The following is a 15649-nucleotide window of genomic DNA, read 5'->3' as shown; positions in this document are numbered from 1 at the left end:
TGTATATAGAGTTGATACAACACTTTATTAAGTTTAACTTATTATTTACCTTTAGCTTGGCATTCTGAACATATACCGTGAAATGTTAAGCGGTGATCCGAAATTTTAAATTGATATTCTGATTCAACACGTTCTTCTACTTTTGGTAGTAAGTCTTCATGAATTTCATCTACCCTACCACATTCCATACAAACTAAGTGATGATGAAAATGTTTAGCACCTTCTTTTCTCAAATCAAATCGCGCTACGCCATCACCAAAATTAATTTTATCTACTACTTTTAATTCAGCAAGTAGTTCTAAAGTTCGATAAACAGTAGCTAAACCTATTTCAGGTGCTTTATCTTTTACTTTTAAATATACATCTTCAGCACTGAGATGATCTTTTTCATTCTCAATTAACACACGAACTGTTGCTTCGCGTTGAGGTGTTAATTTATAAGAAGATTGCTGTAATTGTTGTTTTACTCTATTTAGACGTTCTTCCACGGGAGCATCACTCCTCAATTAATTATAATCATTTTAAACTAAATTATTTCAATTAATAAATTACCAATAAATTTAGTAAAAATCAAGTAGTTATCACATCTTATTTATAATGATTATAATTTAATAATACATATTGTAAAGCAATCATTGTTTTCGCATCTTCAATTTCATGATTTTCTATAAGTGCATGGATATCGTCTAAGTGTATTTTATGCAATTCTACAAATTCGTCATCATCCAGATTTAATTCTCCTACACTTAAATGATCAGTAAAATAAATGGTTAGTTTCTCATTTGAAAATCCTGGAGAACCATACATATGAGTGATGAACGTTAGATGATTAGCTTTGTAGCCAGTTTCTTCTTCTAATTCGCGTTTAGCTGCTTCTTCTCTTTCTTCATATTCTTCTAGTTTACCTGCTGGAATTTCTAACAAGGGTTTTTCAATAGGTTTACGATATTGTTTAACCAATAGTACTTCTTTTTCTGGAGTAATAGCGCAAATTGCCACAGCACCATTATGCTTGATAATTTCTCTCTTGGAAGTTTTTCCGTCTGGTAATTCCACATCGTGTAGTTCTAGATCGATAATTTTACCATTATAAATGACTGTTCTATCAAAAGTTTTTTCATTAAAGTCCATTATATCCACGTCCCTTTTCATTAAGTTAATAAATTGATAAGATAAATGCGTTAACTAAAGTGTATCGGAAGGAGATTGTTCATGCAAAAAAATATATTAAAAAGTGGCATTGAAATTTCGGAACTAGGTTTAGGCTGTATGAGTTTAGGCACAGAATATCATCATGCAGAAGAAATTATTGAGTGTGCAATTGAAAATGATATCACATATTTTGATACCGCAGATATTTATGATAGAGGGGTCAATGAAGACATTGTTGGAAAGTCTTTAAAGAAATATCAAAATAGAGATGATATTGTTATAGGAACAAAAGTAGGAAATAGACCACTTAATGATGGTAGTACTACTTGGGATCCTTCAAAAAAATATATTAAAGAAAGTGTTAAAAGTTCTTTAAAACGATTAGGCTTAGAACAGTTAGATCTTTATCAACTTCACGGAGGTACAATTGATGATCCCCTAGATGAGACGATTAGTGCATTCGATGAACTGAAAAAAGAAGGTGTAATCAAAGCTTATGGAATCTCTTCTATTAGACCTAACGTGATTGAGTATTATTTAAAACACAGTCAAATAGAAACGATTATGTCTCAATTTAATCTTATTGATAATCGTCCAGAACGTCTTTTAAATCATATTCATTCTCATGGCGTAAAAGTTTTAGCACGTGGTCCCGTGTTTAAAGGGTTACTTACTTCAAATAGTGTTAATGTACTTGATCAGAAATTCTCTGATGGTATTTTTGACTATAATTATCATGAATTAGGAGAAACGATTGCTTCTGTTAAGGAAGTTGAAAGTAATTTAAGTGCTTTATCATTCGAATATTTAAAATCTCATGATGCATTAGGTTCTATTATTGTTGGTGCAAGTTCTGTTTCACAATTAAAAGATAATATTGCTAATTTTAATAAAACAGTAAGTTTGGATCAAATTAAATCTGCACGTCACCGTGTGAAAGATTTGGAATATACTCAGCATCTTGAGTAAGGAATCATTATTATAAATTCTTATAAACAATCGTTGATGTAAAGTACAAGTGATGAAGTATCTATGATGAATGCTTCATCACTTTTTTAGGTTAAATTATATTTTATTTTTAAACAATGAAGTAAAATATTTTTCAATTTTTCTAGGAGCTAATTGGTAAAGTTTTAATAGTGGATTCATCCATAGCGGCTTGTTAATTTCTACTTTACGAGTGATGATACCTTTAACGATGTCTTCTGCGAGTATTTTGGGATCTATCATTAGTGATGCATATTTATTAGCATACTTCAATGATGGATCTGCTTTTTTATGAAATGGTGTATTAATGGGACCTGGATTAACAGTCATTACATGAAAGTCTTGTTCCTCAATTCTTAGAGCATTTAATACGCCATTTAAAGCAGCTTTAGATGAGCCATAAAATGCAGCATTCGCTTGCGTTACAAATGCTGCCTGACTTGAAATAGCCACTATAGAAGCGTTCATTGTTAAATAGGGTTTAACAGTTTTAAATAATGTAATAAAACCAAGCACATTTACATCATAAGTTTCCATGATTTCTTCTAACGAATGAGATTGTATTGATTTAAAAAAGCCTAAACCTGCACTATAAATGATTCCGTCAATCGGATAACAAAGAGATTTAGAAATATTATCTATTTGTGAAATATCTTGTAAATTACATTTAATCATTGAAACACGATGTTTGTACGGATTAAAATTAATATTTTCGAATTTCTCCGTACTACGAACAATGAGGGTAATATATGCGCCTTTTTTTAATAATTCTTTCGTTATTTCTAAACCTAAGCCACTAGTTCCTCCAGTTACGATGAAATGTTTACCTACAATCACGGATGACTCTCTCCTATCTAACAAGTATAGTTAATTTTTGATAATAATTATATTGAATATGTTACTATAGTTTTATCAATTAAGGGTAAGGATGGTGCTGTTTTATGAAGTTAGTATTTTATGGCGCTGGTAACATGGCACAAGCCATTTTTAAAGGAATTATTGATTCTAAAATATTAAATCATAACGATATTTATTTAACAAATAAATCAAATGAAAATACTTTAAAATCATTTGCGAAAGAATTAGGAGTAAAATATAGTTACGATGATGCATTTTTATTAAAAGATGCAGATTATGTTTTTCTAGGTACTAAGCCTCATGATTTTGAAACGGTCGCATCACGTATTAAATCACATATACAATCAGACCATCGTTTTATATCTATTATGGCTGGTTTATCGATAAATTATATCCGAGAAAAGTTAGAAACGAATAATCCCGTTGCTAGAATTATGCCCAATACAAATGCACAGGTAGGTCATTCAGTAACAGGTATTAGTTTTTCTGGTAATTTCGATCCTCATTCTAAAGATGAAGTAACAGAATTAATTAGTGCTTTTGGCTCAGTTATTGAAGTTGACGAAGAATATTTACATCAAGTGACGGCTATTACAGGAAGCGGACCAGCTTTTTTATATCATGTATTTGAACAATATGTTAAAGCAGGAACATCATTAGGTCTTGAAAAAAAACAAGTTGAAGAATCCATTAAGAATCTCATTATTGGAACAAGTAAGATGATTGAACGATCGGATTTAAGTATGGAACAACTTAGAAAAAATATTACCTCTAAAGGTGGCACAACACAAGCTGGATTAAATGAACTTGATCGACATGATATTGAGAGTATTTTTAAAGCCTGTCTAGATGCTGCAGTTCATAGAAGTATCGCCCTTTCTAAAAGTGAAGATGAGTAATAAATATTAAAAATAACTATAACGAAAATTAAGTCATACATATCGTTATAGCTATTTTTTAGTTTTTACGTAGCATTTAAAACGCTATTATTATTTAAAATTTGAATGTATCAAAGTCTTTAACAAACTCAAAATTTGGTGTATCTTTCATTTCTTTTAATGCACGGTTTATCTCTTCTATATCTTCTAAATTATATCGATTACTTAGATGGGTAATAAAACTTTTCTTCACATTAGACTGATAAATTAACCTAAATACATCGTCAATGTGACTATGATGATAGTTATTTGCTAAAATTTTGTCACCGTCAATATATGTTGCTTCATGAATCATAATATCCGCATTTTCTGCAAGTATATATTCGTTATCACATGGTTTCGTATCTCCAAAAATAGTAACAATAGGTCCTGGTTTGGCTGGACCTTTAAAGTCTTTAGAAAGATAAATTTGATTATTATATTCAAAAGTATCAAACATTTTTACTTCTTGATATTTAGGACCCGGTTCTAGTCCAATTGCCTTTAATGCAGTTACATCAATTGTACCTGGTGTTGTAGGAGCCTCAATTCGATAACCATATGAAGGTATACCATGATTTAATAACCTTGATGAAACTGTAAAGCCATTATGATGATATGTAAAATTATTATCAATTTCAATATATGTAATAGGATAGTTTAAATGAGATTCAGATAATTTCAAAGCGGTTTCAATAAATTGTTGCAAACCTGTTGGCCCTATTAACGTCAATGGCTTATCTTCTCCACCTTGGAATGAACGACTTGTTAATAATCCAGGTAATCCAAAAATGTGGTCGCCATGCATATGCGTGATAAAAATATGATCAACTTTGCCTAATTTTATCGAGTGATGCAAAATTTGATGTTGAGTCCCCTCTCCTACATCGAATAACCATATTGAATTTGAATAAGGTTCTAGGTTTAAAGCAATCGCTTGAGTATTACGATCTTTAGTAGGTAAACCCGCACTCGTTCCAAAAAATGTAACTTCCATGCATTTGCCTCCTCTTTCTTCAATATATTTTATCATACGTCTATAAGTTTGTTATCATATGAAATAAAATAAATGAATTTATCAGAATTTAGGGTATAATGTAACTTATAAAAAATAAATTGTATGTTATTTAGTTTAATGTTGTAAATATTATCAACAATTTTAGGCAAAAACATATCAAGAAAAACAGTTTTAATTTATAATGAATTAATCATAGCAATTAAAGAATTGAGGTTTTGAATTTGAACACACACACTAAACATATCCCTTGTTTAATTACTATATTTGGCGCAACTGGAGATTTGAGTCATAGAAAATTATTCCCTTCTTTATTCCACTTATATCAACAAGATAATTTAGATGAACATATTGCCATTATTGGCGTTGGTCGAAGAGATTATACTAACGACTTTTTCCGTGAACAAGTTAAACAATCTATTCAAACGCACGTCAAAGATACTGATCGACTCGATGAATTCATAGAACATGTTTTTTATTTTAAAAATGATGTCAATGAAGAAGAAAGTTATCATGAATTATTAGCATTCTCTAATGAACTTGATGATACATTTAAATTAGAAGGTAATCGCCTATTCTATTTAGCAATGGCACCTCAATTCTTTGGACCAATTTCTGATTATTTAAAAGCTTCTGGCTTAACTGAAACTAAAGGATTTAAACGCCTTGTAATTGAAAAACCATTTGGTAGTGATTTTAAATCTGCTGAAAAATTAAATAATCAATTACGACAATCATTTAAAGAAGAAGAAATATACAGAATTGATCACTATCTTGGTAAAGATATGGTGCAAAATATCGAAGTTCTACGATTCGCTAATGCGATGTTTGAACCTCTTTGGAATAATAAGTATATCTCTAATATACAAATCACTTCTTCAGAAATACTAGGTGTTGAAGATCGTGGAGGTTATTATGAATCGAGCGGTGCATTAAAAGATATGGTACAAAACCATATGTTACAAATGGTTGCATTACTAGCAATGGAAGCACCTATTAGTCTTAAAAGTGAAGATATTCGAGCTGAAAAGGTGAAAGTATTAAAATCTTTAAGACAATTAAAACCTGAAGAAGTCAATCAAAACTTTGTGCGTGGACAATATGGAGAAGGAACTATTAATGACCAACGTGTTATCGCTTATAGAGATGAAGATCGTGTTGCATCTGATTCCAATACACCAACCTTTGTTTCTGGAAGATTAACTATCGATAACTTCCGTTGGGCTGGTGTACCATTCTACATTCGTACTGGTAAGCGTATGAAGTCTAAATGTATACAAGTTGTTGTAGAATTTAAAGAAGTTCCTATGAATTTATATTATCAAACGGATCGATTACTAGATTCTAATTTATTAGTTATTAATATTCAACCTAATGAAGGTATTTCATTACACTTAAATGCTAAGAAAAGTATTCAAGGTATCGAAACAAAGCCTGTTCAACTGTCTTATGCTATGAGTGCACAAGATAAAATGAACACAGTAGATGCATATGAAAACTTGTTATTCGATTGTCTTAAAGGTGATGCAACGAACTTTACACATTGGGAAGAACTTAAATCTACATGGAAATTTGTAGACGCTATTCAAGAACATTGGACTATGATTGATCCAAACTTCCCTAACTATAAATCAGGGACAAATGGCCCTATCGAAAGTGATTTATTATTAAGCAGAGACGGAAATCATTGGTGGGACGATATTCAATAAACAGATATACTAGACGTTTCATGTGATAAATGTATAAAGGATAAGACACATTATATTATTTTCACTCATTGAAAATAAGGTCTTGTCCTTTTTAAATTGAATATTGAAAGAGTCATTTAAAAATTTAATTTAATTTTATATTATTGATGTATATTTTTATAAAATAATGTAAAATATTAGTATTGATTGTAAATTTATTGGAGTGAAAGTTTTGGACGTTATCAAGCAGATACAACAGGCAATTGTATATATAGAAGATCATTTATTAGAGCCTTTTAATTTGCAAGATTTAAGTGATTACGTTGGTCTCTCTCCTTACCATCTTGATCAATCGTTTAAAATGATTGTTGGACAACCTCCTGAAAGTTATGCTCACTCTCGAAAAATGACTGAAGCTGCTAAAGAAATGATACAAAGTTCTTCGAGATTAGTTGATGTAGCAAAACGCTATAATTATTTAAGTTCAAATGACTTTGCAAATGATTTTAGTGATTTTCATGGAATATCTCCTATTCAAGCTTCTACTAAAAAAGAAGAACTAAAAATGAATGAACGCTTGTATATTAAATTAACAACTACAGAAAGAGCACCATACCCTTACAGACTAGAAACGACTAAAGACACACCTTTAGTTGGATATGTAAAATATATTGAGGCTAATCAACTATCTAACCCTTACAAAGTTCCTGACTTTTTAGAAGATTTATATTTAGATGGTAAAATAAAAGAATTAAAACGATATAATAATATAAGTCCATATGAGTTATTTGTTATTACATGTCCTTTAGATGAAGGTGTAGAATTATTTGTGGGCGTACCTAGTGAACGTTATCCAGCTCACTTAGAAAGCCGATTGTTACCAGGGCGACACTATGCAAAATTTAATTTGCAAGGTCAAGTGGATTATACTGTTAATGAAGCTTGGTATTATATTGAATCCAGCTTACAACTTACTCTACCTTATGAAAAAAATAGCTTATATGTTGAAATTTATCCTTTTGATCTCTCATTCGAGAACCCGTTCACTAAAATACAATTATGGCTACCTATTAAACAAGAAACTTATGATATAGAATAAAAAAAGCGTTAGATGACTAAGTTATTAAACTTATGTCATCTAACGCTTTACTATTAAAGTTCGGCTACGAATGCTTCAAAAGGTTTCATATTAGTGATATCTAAATCATTTTTATAATTGTGTAGCTTAATTTGAGATGCTTCAACTTCAAATGGTAAATTTAATGATGCAACATGATCTGTTAAATTTCCTGCAACTAGAACTGTTTTATTATTAAGTTTACGTGTGTAAGCAAAAATATTCTCATTCTCATCATCGATTAAATTAAACTCACCATAAGTATATATATCATCGGATTTTTTTAATTTAATTAGACGTTTATAAAAATTAAGAACGGAATCTGAATCTTCGGATTGTTGTGCTACATTTATTGTTTTATAGTTAGGGTTGACTGGGAACCATGGCGTACCTTCAGTAAAACCTCCATTTACTTCATTAGTCCACTGCATAGGTGTTCTAGAATTATCACGATTCTCCATTTTATATTTATCTAATAACTGATTAACATCTCCACCTTGAGATTTAACAATTTGATATTCTGTTTTTACAGCAACATCGTTAAATGTTTCAATACTTTCAAATGGATAGTTTGTCATACCAATTTCTTGACCTTGATAAATAAAAGGTGTGCCTTGTTGTAAGAAATATACCACTGCATGGCTAGTAGCAGATTCAAACCAATACTTTGTATCATCTCCCCAAGTAGAAACACGTCTAGGTTGATCATGATTTTCAATAAATAGTGCATTCCATCCTATACCCTCTAGTTGTTTTTGCCAACGGTTTAATACATTTTTATAAGATAAAACATCAAATTTAGAGTCTCCAGTACTCCATAAACCTAAATGTTCAAATTGGAAAATCATATTGAATTTACCTTCTTTTTCTCCAACCCACTCTTTTGCATTATCTGGATTTACGCCATTTGCTTCGCCAACAGTCATAATGTCATAATGGCTAAGTGATTTGTCCTTCATTTCTTGAAGCCAATCTTGAATGCCTGGTTGATTCATATCAACATCAAATGCTGGAGCGTATTGTTTTCCTTTTGGAACAGGTAAATCACCAGCTTCAAATGTTTTTTTGATATGTGTGATCGCATCGACTCTAAAGCCATCAATTCCTTTTTCGAACCACCAATTCATCATTTTAAAAACAGCTTCTCTAACGTCAGGATTACTCCAATTTAAATCAGGTTGCTTTTTACTAAATAAGTGGAAATAATACTGTTTTGTTGTGTCATCATATTCCCATGTTGAACCATTGAAAATACTTTCCCAATTATTAGGTTCAGAACCGTCAGATTTAGGATCTGCCCAAATATACCAATCTCGTTTAGGATTATCTTTACTAGAACGAGATTCTATAAACCATGGGTGTTCATCAGATGTATGGTTAACAACAAGGTCTAAAATTAATTTCATTCCACGCTTATGAGTCTCAGATAATAAATGATTAAAGTCTTCCATTGTTCCAAATTCTTCCATAATATCTTGATAATCACTAATATCATAACCATTATCATCGTTTGGAGATTTATACATTGGACTAAGCCAAATGACATCAATACCTAAATCTTTCAGATAGTCCAATTTTTCTACCATCCCTGGTAAATCACCAATACCATCATTATTGCTATCATTAAAACTTCTCGGATACACTTGATATGCTACGGCTTCTTTCCACCAATTTTTTTCCATTTATATCGCTCCTTTGAAAGTATTATGTAAATCAATTAACTTTGAAATAATTAATCATAATATTCGAGTTAAATATTTAATAGTCAATGTTAGTCTTCAATATATAATCTAAATTTTTCTGGATTTATATAAATATAAAATAATATGTAATAGCATTATATAGCGATAATCCAGTTATTTAGAAAACGTTTACACCTATATTTATCGTACTAATCGAGTCTCTAAATGTCAACTTGGGATATATCGATTAAATGTAAATTAAATAGCAAGGCTATATGTATTAAGACATCTATACAAAACTGTCATAATAAAAAAATCTGAGACACTTAATGATGTCCCAGATTTTTAATCCTACAATGATTATTCTTCAGTCCATTGAGTATGGAAAATACCATCTTTATCTTTACGTTCATACGTATGTGCACCAAAATAATCACGTTGAGCTTGAATTAAATTAGCAGGTAGATCTTCTGAACGGTAGCTATCATAATAGCTGATACTTGCTGAGAAACCAGGTGTTGGTACGCCATTTTTAACACCAGTAGCAACTACTTCTCTAAGTGCATCTTGATATTCAGTAACAATACCTTTGAAATAAGGGTCTAATAATAAGTTTTGAAGACCTGAATTATTGTCATATGCGTCTTTAATTTTTTGTAAGAATTGAGCACGAATAATACAACCTTCACGCCAAATCATTGCTAAATCACCTAATTTAAGGTTCCATTCATTTTCATTGCTCGCTTTACGCATTTGGGCGAAACCTTGAGCGTATGAACAAATTTTACTCATATATAACGCTTTACGGATTTTTTCTAAGAAGTCTTCTCTATTGCCATCAAAGTTTGATTTAGGGCCACTTAATACTTTCGATGCATTTACGCGTTCTTCTTTAATTGAAGAAATGAAACGTGCAAATACAGATTCAGTAATGATTGTTAATGGTATACCTAATTCTAATGCATTAATTGATGTCCATTTACCAGTTCCTTTTTGACCCGCAGTATCAAGAATTTTTTCTACAAGAGGTTCATTATTTTCATCTAATTTAGTGAAAATATCGCCTGTTATTTCAATTAAATAACTTTCTAATTCTCCAGCATTCCATTCTTTAAACGTTTTAGAAATTTCTTCATGAGACATACCTAATAATTCTTTCATCATTGCATAACTTTCAGCAATTAATTGCATATCAGCATATTCGATACCATTATGAACCATTTTTACATAATGTCCTGCACCATTTGGTCCAATATATTCTACACATGCAGCACCATCTTTTGCTTTAGCAGCAATGGCATCTAAAATATCACTTACTTTGTTGTAAGCTTCTTGTTGACCACCAGGCATTAAAGATGGACCAGTTAACGCTCCGATTTCACCACCAGAAACACCCATTCCAATAAAGTTGATACCACTTTCAGCAAGTGCTTTGTTACGACGAATTGTATCTTGATAGTTTGTATTACCGCCATCAATTAAAATGTCATCGTCATCTAATAAAGGCAATAAGCTATCAATTGTTGCATCTGTAGCAGGACCAGCTTTAACCATTAATAATATTTTACGTGGTTTTTCTAAAGAGTTTACAAAATCTTCTAAAGAATACGTTGGATGAATTTGTTTACCTTCTGATTCCTTAATCATTAAATCTGTTTTATCACTAGAACGGTTATAAACAGATACGCTATAACCACGTGATTCGATATTCCATGCTAGGTTTTTACCCATAACAGCTAAACCTACTACACCTATTTGTTGAGTCATATTACTTACCTCTCTTATTCAATAATTTCATTAGTATTGTATCACAAAAATATAAATGACTTCACTAAAGTAAAATATTATTTCGCTACTAATTCAACAATTTTAATCAATTGATTCGTAAGTTGATTTAAAGCAGCTACAGGAATACGTTCAGAAGTAGTATGAATATGTTCATATCCTACACCTAATATAACAGTTGGAATATGATACGTATTAATAATACTTCCATCTGAACCTCCGCCAGCAATAACAGTTTTACCTGAAAGGCCTAAAATTTTCGCACTTTTTATAGCATATTGAGTTACAGTCTCAGAATCGTTTCTTCTAAAACCAGGATAACTCTTAGAAATTTCAACGTTTGCTTTACCCCCTAATTCTTTTGCTGTCGTTTCGAAAGTCTCTTTCATATGGTTGACTTGATATTCTAAACTTTTATCATTATGCGAACGAGCTTCTCCCTCTAAAATGACTTTATCTGCAACAATATTTGTAGCAGAACCACCATAAAATTTACCAATATTCGCTGTGGTATCTTGATCAATCTGACCTAAATGCATTTTATTAATCGCCTTAGCTGCAATATGAATTGCACTTATACCTTGGTTGGGTTTACTAGCATGTGCTGTTTTCCCATAAATAGTTGTATTGATAATCATTTGAGTTGGAGCACCCACCACTGTTGTTCCAACCGCTTGGCTGGCATCGACAGCATAGCCGAACTCCGCATCTATCAAGTTTTGATCTAATTCTTTAGCACCTTTTAAACCTGCTTCTTCTCCTACAGTGATAATAAATTGAATTTGTCCATGAGGTAATTGTTGTTCGTTTATAGTTTGAATCATTTCTAACAAAGCAGCTATACCTGCTTTATCATCTGCTCCTAATACAGTTGTGCCATTTGAATATACATAGCCATCTTCTTTAAGGATCGGTTTAACGTTAATACCTGGAACAACCGTATCCATATGGCTAGTAAAATAGATTTTAGAAACATGTTCTTTTCCTTTACTACTTGGTAAGGTACAAATTAAATTATTTGCACCTAACCATTCTCTTTTAGACGCATTATCTTCTACAACTTTTAATCCTAAATCTATAAATTTCTTTTTTAGAATGGGTTGTATCGTTTCTTCATTCCCAGTTTCAGAATTAATTTGCACTAACTCTAAAAAAGTATTAAGTAAACGGCGACTATTAATCATTATGAAAACCCCTTTCTTATATAGATAATATTTTAACTGACTTTGACAATTAGAGTAAATAAATTGATTGCCATTTTTATCGAAATCATTTAAGGTTATTTTATATACTATAAGTTATTAATATAACGAATAATCAAATTATTTTAAAGGTTTCAAGGAGCGTTTACATTGAATAATAAAGTGCTAAAGATTATTATCATTATCATGTTAATTGCAGTTGTAGCTGCATTGTTACTTACAAGTCTTGTTCCTCTCATGCATTAAAAATTAATTAGATTAAAAACTATCGACAAAAATTCGAATTTGACGATAGTTTTTATTATTATTTCTTAAAATTATGCAAATAAAAAAGACAAACTTTTTGTATTTAAAGAAAGTTTGTCTTTTTACTTTGATTAGAAGTTAATCTTAGATGTTATATTTCACTATGTAATTTTAAAGAGCCGAATTGAGATTTAATATTTAAATATTCTTCTAATTCATTTAAAATTTGCATCATACTTGCTCTTGATTTTAAAGATTGATGTGATTCTGGCAATGGCAATTCGTCTAATTTTAAACGTATCTCATATAATGAATGTAGTCTTAATACAGTATAATCATTACTATTAACATTATCTCCAATTTCAGCCATTAAATGGGCAACAGTCTCTAACAAAGGATCATTAGCTGAAGTATTATGAATTAATGTTTGGATTCTGCGTAGTATTTCTAGTTGTTCTTCTCTCATATCAAAATAGTGATAATATGAGTTTTCATTTCGCACAAAGTGATTTTTAACGTCTCTAAAAGCAATAGATTTAGCCTTACGAATATTGTTTTCTAATGTATCAAAAGAAATTGACAATTGTTTATTAATATTTAAACATGCTTCACTATATTGTGTAAATATTGTTTTAATTTCATTTTCAATTTCTTTCTTAAAATTACCTAATGTATTATCTAGACTAGGCATAATTAAATTCATTAAAAATGCTATTCCTAAGCCAATGATAAGAAGTAAAATTTCATTAATAATTAAATGAAGCCCAATAACTTTGGCATTAAATACGTGAAGTAAAATGACACAACTTGTCACTACACCTTCTTGAACATTCAACATCACTGTAAGTGGAATAAATAATAAAACAATTAATCCTAAAACGATTGCATTTTGACCAAGTAAATTAAAAATAAATGAACCAAAAAATAACATTAATAAACACGAAACGAATCGAGAACCAATTGCTTGTAGTGAGTGAACCTTAGTATGTTTAATACATAGAACAATGAGGATAGCACTTGAAGCATAGTTATCAAGCCCTATCCATTTAGCTAAAATAACACCTAAAGTAATTCCTACAGCTGTTTTAAGTGTTCTAAATCCAATTCTATAAGGATTTAAAGTTAGCATGTATTGTTCCTCTTATCTTTCTTCACAATACTTATCAAATAACTTTTGAAGTTGATTGATAACATCCATTACGTCATGACCTTCTATTTGATGGCGTTCTATCATTTCAGTAATCTTACCATCTTTCATCAGTGCAAATGAAGGACTTGAAGGTGCGTATCCTTCAAAATAGTCTCTTGCTTGCTGAGTTGCTTCTTTATCTTGACCAGCAAATACAGTAACCAATCTATTAGGTAACTTATCATAATGAAGTGCGTGACTTGCTGCTGGACGCGCTATACCTCCTGCACATCCACAAACAGAATTTATCATTACGAGTGTAGTGCCATCTTGTTTAAATACTTTATCAACTTCATCTGAAGTAGTTAATTGTTCATAACCAGCAGATTCAATTTCATTTCTAGCTTGTTCTACAACACCATTCATATATAAATCAAAATTTAAATCCATTTAGAATCACCTTTCAGTCAATTATTATTTATTGTCATTTTACTAATTTACAACATATAGTTCAAATAGGTTGGTTGTAATATAACAAACTTTTAATAAATATTTGTTGTTTCAATTGAATAGCTTTCAATTCGATTTTTTACTTGCGACATAAATCGTCCAGTTTGAACACCATCTAAAATACGATGATCAATTGAAATACATAAATTAACCATATTTCTTATAGCTATCATATCGTCGATGACAACAGGTTTTTTAACAATTGATTCTACTTGTAAAATTGCTGCTTGAGGATGATTAATAATACCCATTGAAGATACAGAACCAAATGTACCAGTATTATTAACTGTAAAAGTACCACCAGTCATGTCTTCTTGAGCCAGTTGTTGATTTCGAGCTTTTTGTGCTAGTTGATTGATTTCTCTAGCAATACCTTTAATTGATTTTTCATCAGCATTTTTAATTACAGGAACATATAATTTATCTTCATCAGCTACAGCTATTGAAATATTGATGTCTTTATGAATTATAATTTCATTACCATCCCAACTGCTATTAAGTAATGGATTAGATTTCAAAGCTTCTGCTACAGCTTTTACAAAGAAAGCAAAGAAAGTTAAATTATATCCTTCTTGTTTTTTAAACACAGTCTTATAATGATTTCTAGTTTTCACAAGATTTGTAGCATCGACTTCTATCATCATCCAGCCATGTGGAATTTCAGTGGCACTGGTAACCATATTTTGGGCAATTGCTTTTCGCACGCCTTTAACTGATATTGTATAATCGTCTAATGGTTCATTTGATGAAGCGTTATTATTTCTTGAAGTTGTTTCGGAATGATTCGTTATCTGAGTGGTATATGTTTCTTTTGAATTTTGTTGGTTATTTTCTTGAATATAAGTTTCAATATCTTTTTTGGTTACTCTACCTTCAAATCCTGTGCCTGGGACTTGTGATAAATCAATATCGTTTTCTGAAGCTATCTTAAATACGACTGGAGAAAATCTTCCATTATTGATCGAATGCTTAGATGATTGATTTGTGTTAGAAGGCTTAGACTGGCTCTTTACAGAATTACTTTGTGTTTGACTGGGTGTTTCATTAGTTTCGTTAGTATCGTCTTGATTAGAATTTAAAGATGTATCATCGGGTTGAATTTTACAAATGGTTTGATTGATTTCAATCGTTTCACCTTCAGTAGCAATTAACTCTGTAATTGTACCAGAAATAGTTGAAGGAACTTCTGCTGTTACTTTATCTGTAACTACTTCACATAGTGGTTCATATTCATCCACATGATCCCCTTCAGAAACTAACCATTGTTCGATTGTACCTTCATGGACACTTTCTCCTAATTTTGGCATTTTAACATCCATTATGTTACCTCCCTAAAATTGTGCTAACTCACGCATTTTTTT

15 protein-coding genes are annotated in these 15649 nt (G+C 30.7%); 5 read left to right on the top strand and 10 right to left on the bottom strand.

Going from position 1 to position 15649, the window contains the following annotated elements; genetic code table 11:
* Positions 1–41: 41 nt before the first annotated feature.
* Complete coding sequence (locus HMPREF2930_RS03520) at positions 42–488, bottom strand: ferric iron uptake transcriptional regulator (RefSeq protein ID WP_070597244.1); 447 nt, start codon at positions 486–488, stop codon at positions 42–44.
* 100 nt (positions 489–588) lie between these two features.
* Positions 589–1131, bottom strand: a complete 543-nt coding sequence (locus tag HMPREF2930_RS03515; RefSeq protein WP_017176272.1) for an NUDIX domain-containing protein — start codon at positions 1129–1131, stop codon at positions 589–591.
* An 81-nt stretch (positions 1132–1212) separates the two neighbouring features.
* On the opposite strand from HMPREF2930_RS03515, the gene HMPREF2930_RS03510 reads away from it, so the two are divergent.
* Positions 1213–2121 (top strand): aldo/keto reductase, encoded by a 909-nt coding sequence (locus tag HMPREF2930_RS03510; RefSeq protein ID WP_017176271.1) that lies wholly within the window; start codon positions 1213–1215, stop codon positions 2119–2121.
* Between the two features lie 96 nt (positions 2122–2217).
* On the opposite strand, the gene HMPREF2930_RS03505 is transcribed toward HMPREF2930_RS03510, so the two are convergent.
* Positions 2218–2973 (bottom strand): SDR family NAD(P)-dependent oxidoreductase, encoded by a 756-nt coding sequence (locus HMPREF2930_RS03505; protein WP_029376822.1) that lies wholly within the window; start codon positions 2971–2973, stop codon positions 2218–2220.
* Between the two features lie 107 nt (positions 2974–3080).
* Here HMPREF2930_RS03505 and proC point away from each other — a divergent pair, with 107 nt between their 5' ends.
* Positions 3081–3896, top strand: a complete 816-nt coding sequence (gene proC / locus HMPREF2930_RS03500) for a pyrroline-5-carboxylate reductase (RefSeq protein WP_017176269.1) — start codon at positions 3081–3083, stop codon at positions 3894–3896.
* Positions 3897–3990: 94 nt separating this feature from the next.
* Here proC and rnz read toward each other — a convergent pair whose 3' ends face one another.
* Positions 3991–4911: a ribonuclease Z gene (rnz, locus tag HMPREF2930_RS03495; RefSeq protein ID WP_017176268.1), complete on the bottom strand. Its 921-nt coding sequence runs from the start codon at positions 4909–4911 to the stop codon at positions 3991–3993.
* Positions 4912–5153: 242 nt separating this feature from the next.
* Here rnz and zwf point away from each other — a divergent pair, with 242 nt between their 5' ends.
* Both zwf and HMPREF2930_RS03485 read left to right on the top strand, forming a co-directional pair.
* Positions 5154–6638, top strand: a complete 1485-nt coding sequence (gene zwf / locus HMPREF2930_RS03490) for a glucose-6-phosphate dehydrogenase (protein WP_017176267.1) — start codon at positions 5154–5156, stop codon at positions 6636–6638.
* Positions 6639–6849: 211 nt separating this feature from the next.
* A complete protein-coding gene (locus HMPREF2930_RS03485; RefSeq protein WP_017176266.1) occupies positions 6850–7716 on the top strand; it encodes an AraC family transcriptional regulator in 867 nt (288 codons plus the stop codon).
* A 53-nt stretch (positions 7717–7769) separates the two neighbouring features.
* On the opposite strand, the gene HMPREF2930_RS03480 is transcribed toward HMPREF2930_RS03485, so the two are convergent.
* The 3 genes from HMPREF2930_RS03480 to HMPREF2930_RS03470 all read right to left on the bottom strand — a co-directional run bounded on the left by HMPREF2930_RS03480 (position 7770) and on the right by HMPREF2930_RS03470 (position 12385).
* Positions 7770–9416, bottom strand: a complete 1647-nt coding sequence (locus tag HMPREF2930_RS03480; protein ID WP_017176265.1) for a glycoside hydrolase family 13 protein — start codon at positions 9414–9416, stop codon at positions 7770–7772.
* A gap of 360 nt (positions 9417–9776) precedes the next feature.
* The gene (gene gndA, locus HMPREF2930_RS03475; RefSeq protein WP_017176264.1) at positions 9777–11183 is read right to left on the bottom strand and encodes an NADP-dependent phosphogluconate dehydrogenase; all 1407 of its coding nucleotides are present in this window, start codon (positions 11181–11183) and stop codon (positions 9777–9779) included.
* 77 nt (positions 11184–11260) lie between these two features.
* The gene (locus HMPREF2930_RS03470; RefSeq protein ID WP_017176263.1) at positions 11261–12385 is read right to left on the bottom strand and encodes a M20/M25/M40 family metallo-hydrolase; all 1125 of its coding nucleotides are present in this window, start codon (positions 12383–12385) and stop codon (positions 11261–11263) included.
* A gap of 168 nt (positions 12386–12553) precedes the next feature.
* Here HMPREF2930_RS03470 and prli42 point away from each other — a divergent pair, with 168 nt between their 5' ends.
* The gene (prli42, locus tag HMPREF2930_RS11515) at positions 12554–12649 is read left to right on the top strand and encodes a stressosome-associated protein Prli42 (protein ID WP_017176262.1); all 96 of its coding nucleotides are present in this window, start codon (positions 12554–12556) and stop codon (positions 12647–12649) included.
* Positions 12650–12800: 151 nt separating this feature from the next.
* On the opposite strand, the gene HMPREF2930_RS03465 is transcribed toward prli42, so the two are convergent.
* The 3 genes from HMPREF2930_RS03465 to HMPREF2930_RS03455 all read right to left on the bottom strand — a co-directional run bounded on the left by HMPREF2930_RS03465 (position 12801) and on the right by HMPREF2930_RS03455 (position 15607).
* Positions 12801–13778, bottom strand: a complete 978-nt coding sequence (locus HMPREF2930_RS03465; RefSeq protein ID WP_017176261.1) for an aromatic acid exporter family protein — start codon at positions 13776–13778, stop codon at positions 12801–12803.
* Positions 13779–13790: 12 nt separating this feature from the next.
* The gene (brxB, locus tag HMPREF2930_RS03460) at positions 13791–14228 is read right to left on the bottom strand and encodes a bacilliredoxin BrxB (RefSeq protein WP_017176260.1); all 438 of its coding nucleotides are present in this window, start codon (positions 14226–14228) and stop codon (positions 13791–13793) included.
* A gap of 92 nt (positions 14229–14320) precedes the next feature.
* Positions 14321–15607 carry a dihydrolipoamide acetyltransferase family protein gene (locus tag HMPREF2930_RS03455; RefSeq protein WP_017176259.1) on the bottom strand — a complete coding sequence of 429 codons (1287 nt, stop codon included), beginning with the start codon at positions 15605–15607 and terminating at the stop codon, positions 14321–14323.
* Between the last annotated feature and the right edge of the window lie 42 nt (positions 15608–15649).

Source organism: Staphylococcus sp. HMSC068C09 (genome assembly GCF_001813735.1).
Taxonomy (GTDB): domain Bacteria; phylum Bacillota; class Bacilli; order Staphylococcales; family Staphylococcaceae; genus Staphylococcus; species Staphylococcus hominis.
The sequence above is the reverse complement of the archived record's forward strand: the minus strand, read 5'-3'. Positions and strand labels throughout refer to the sequence as shown.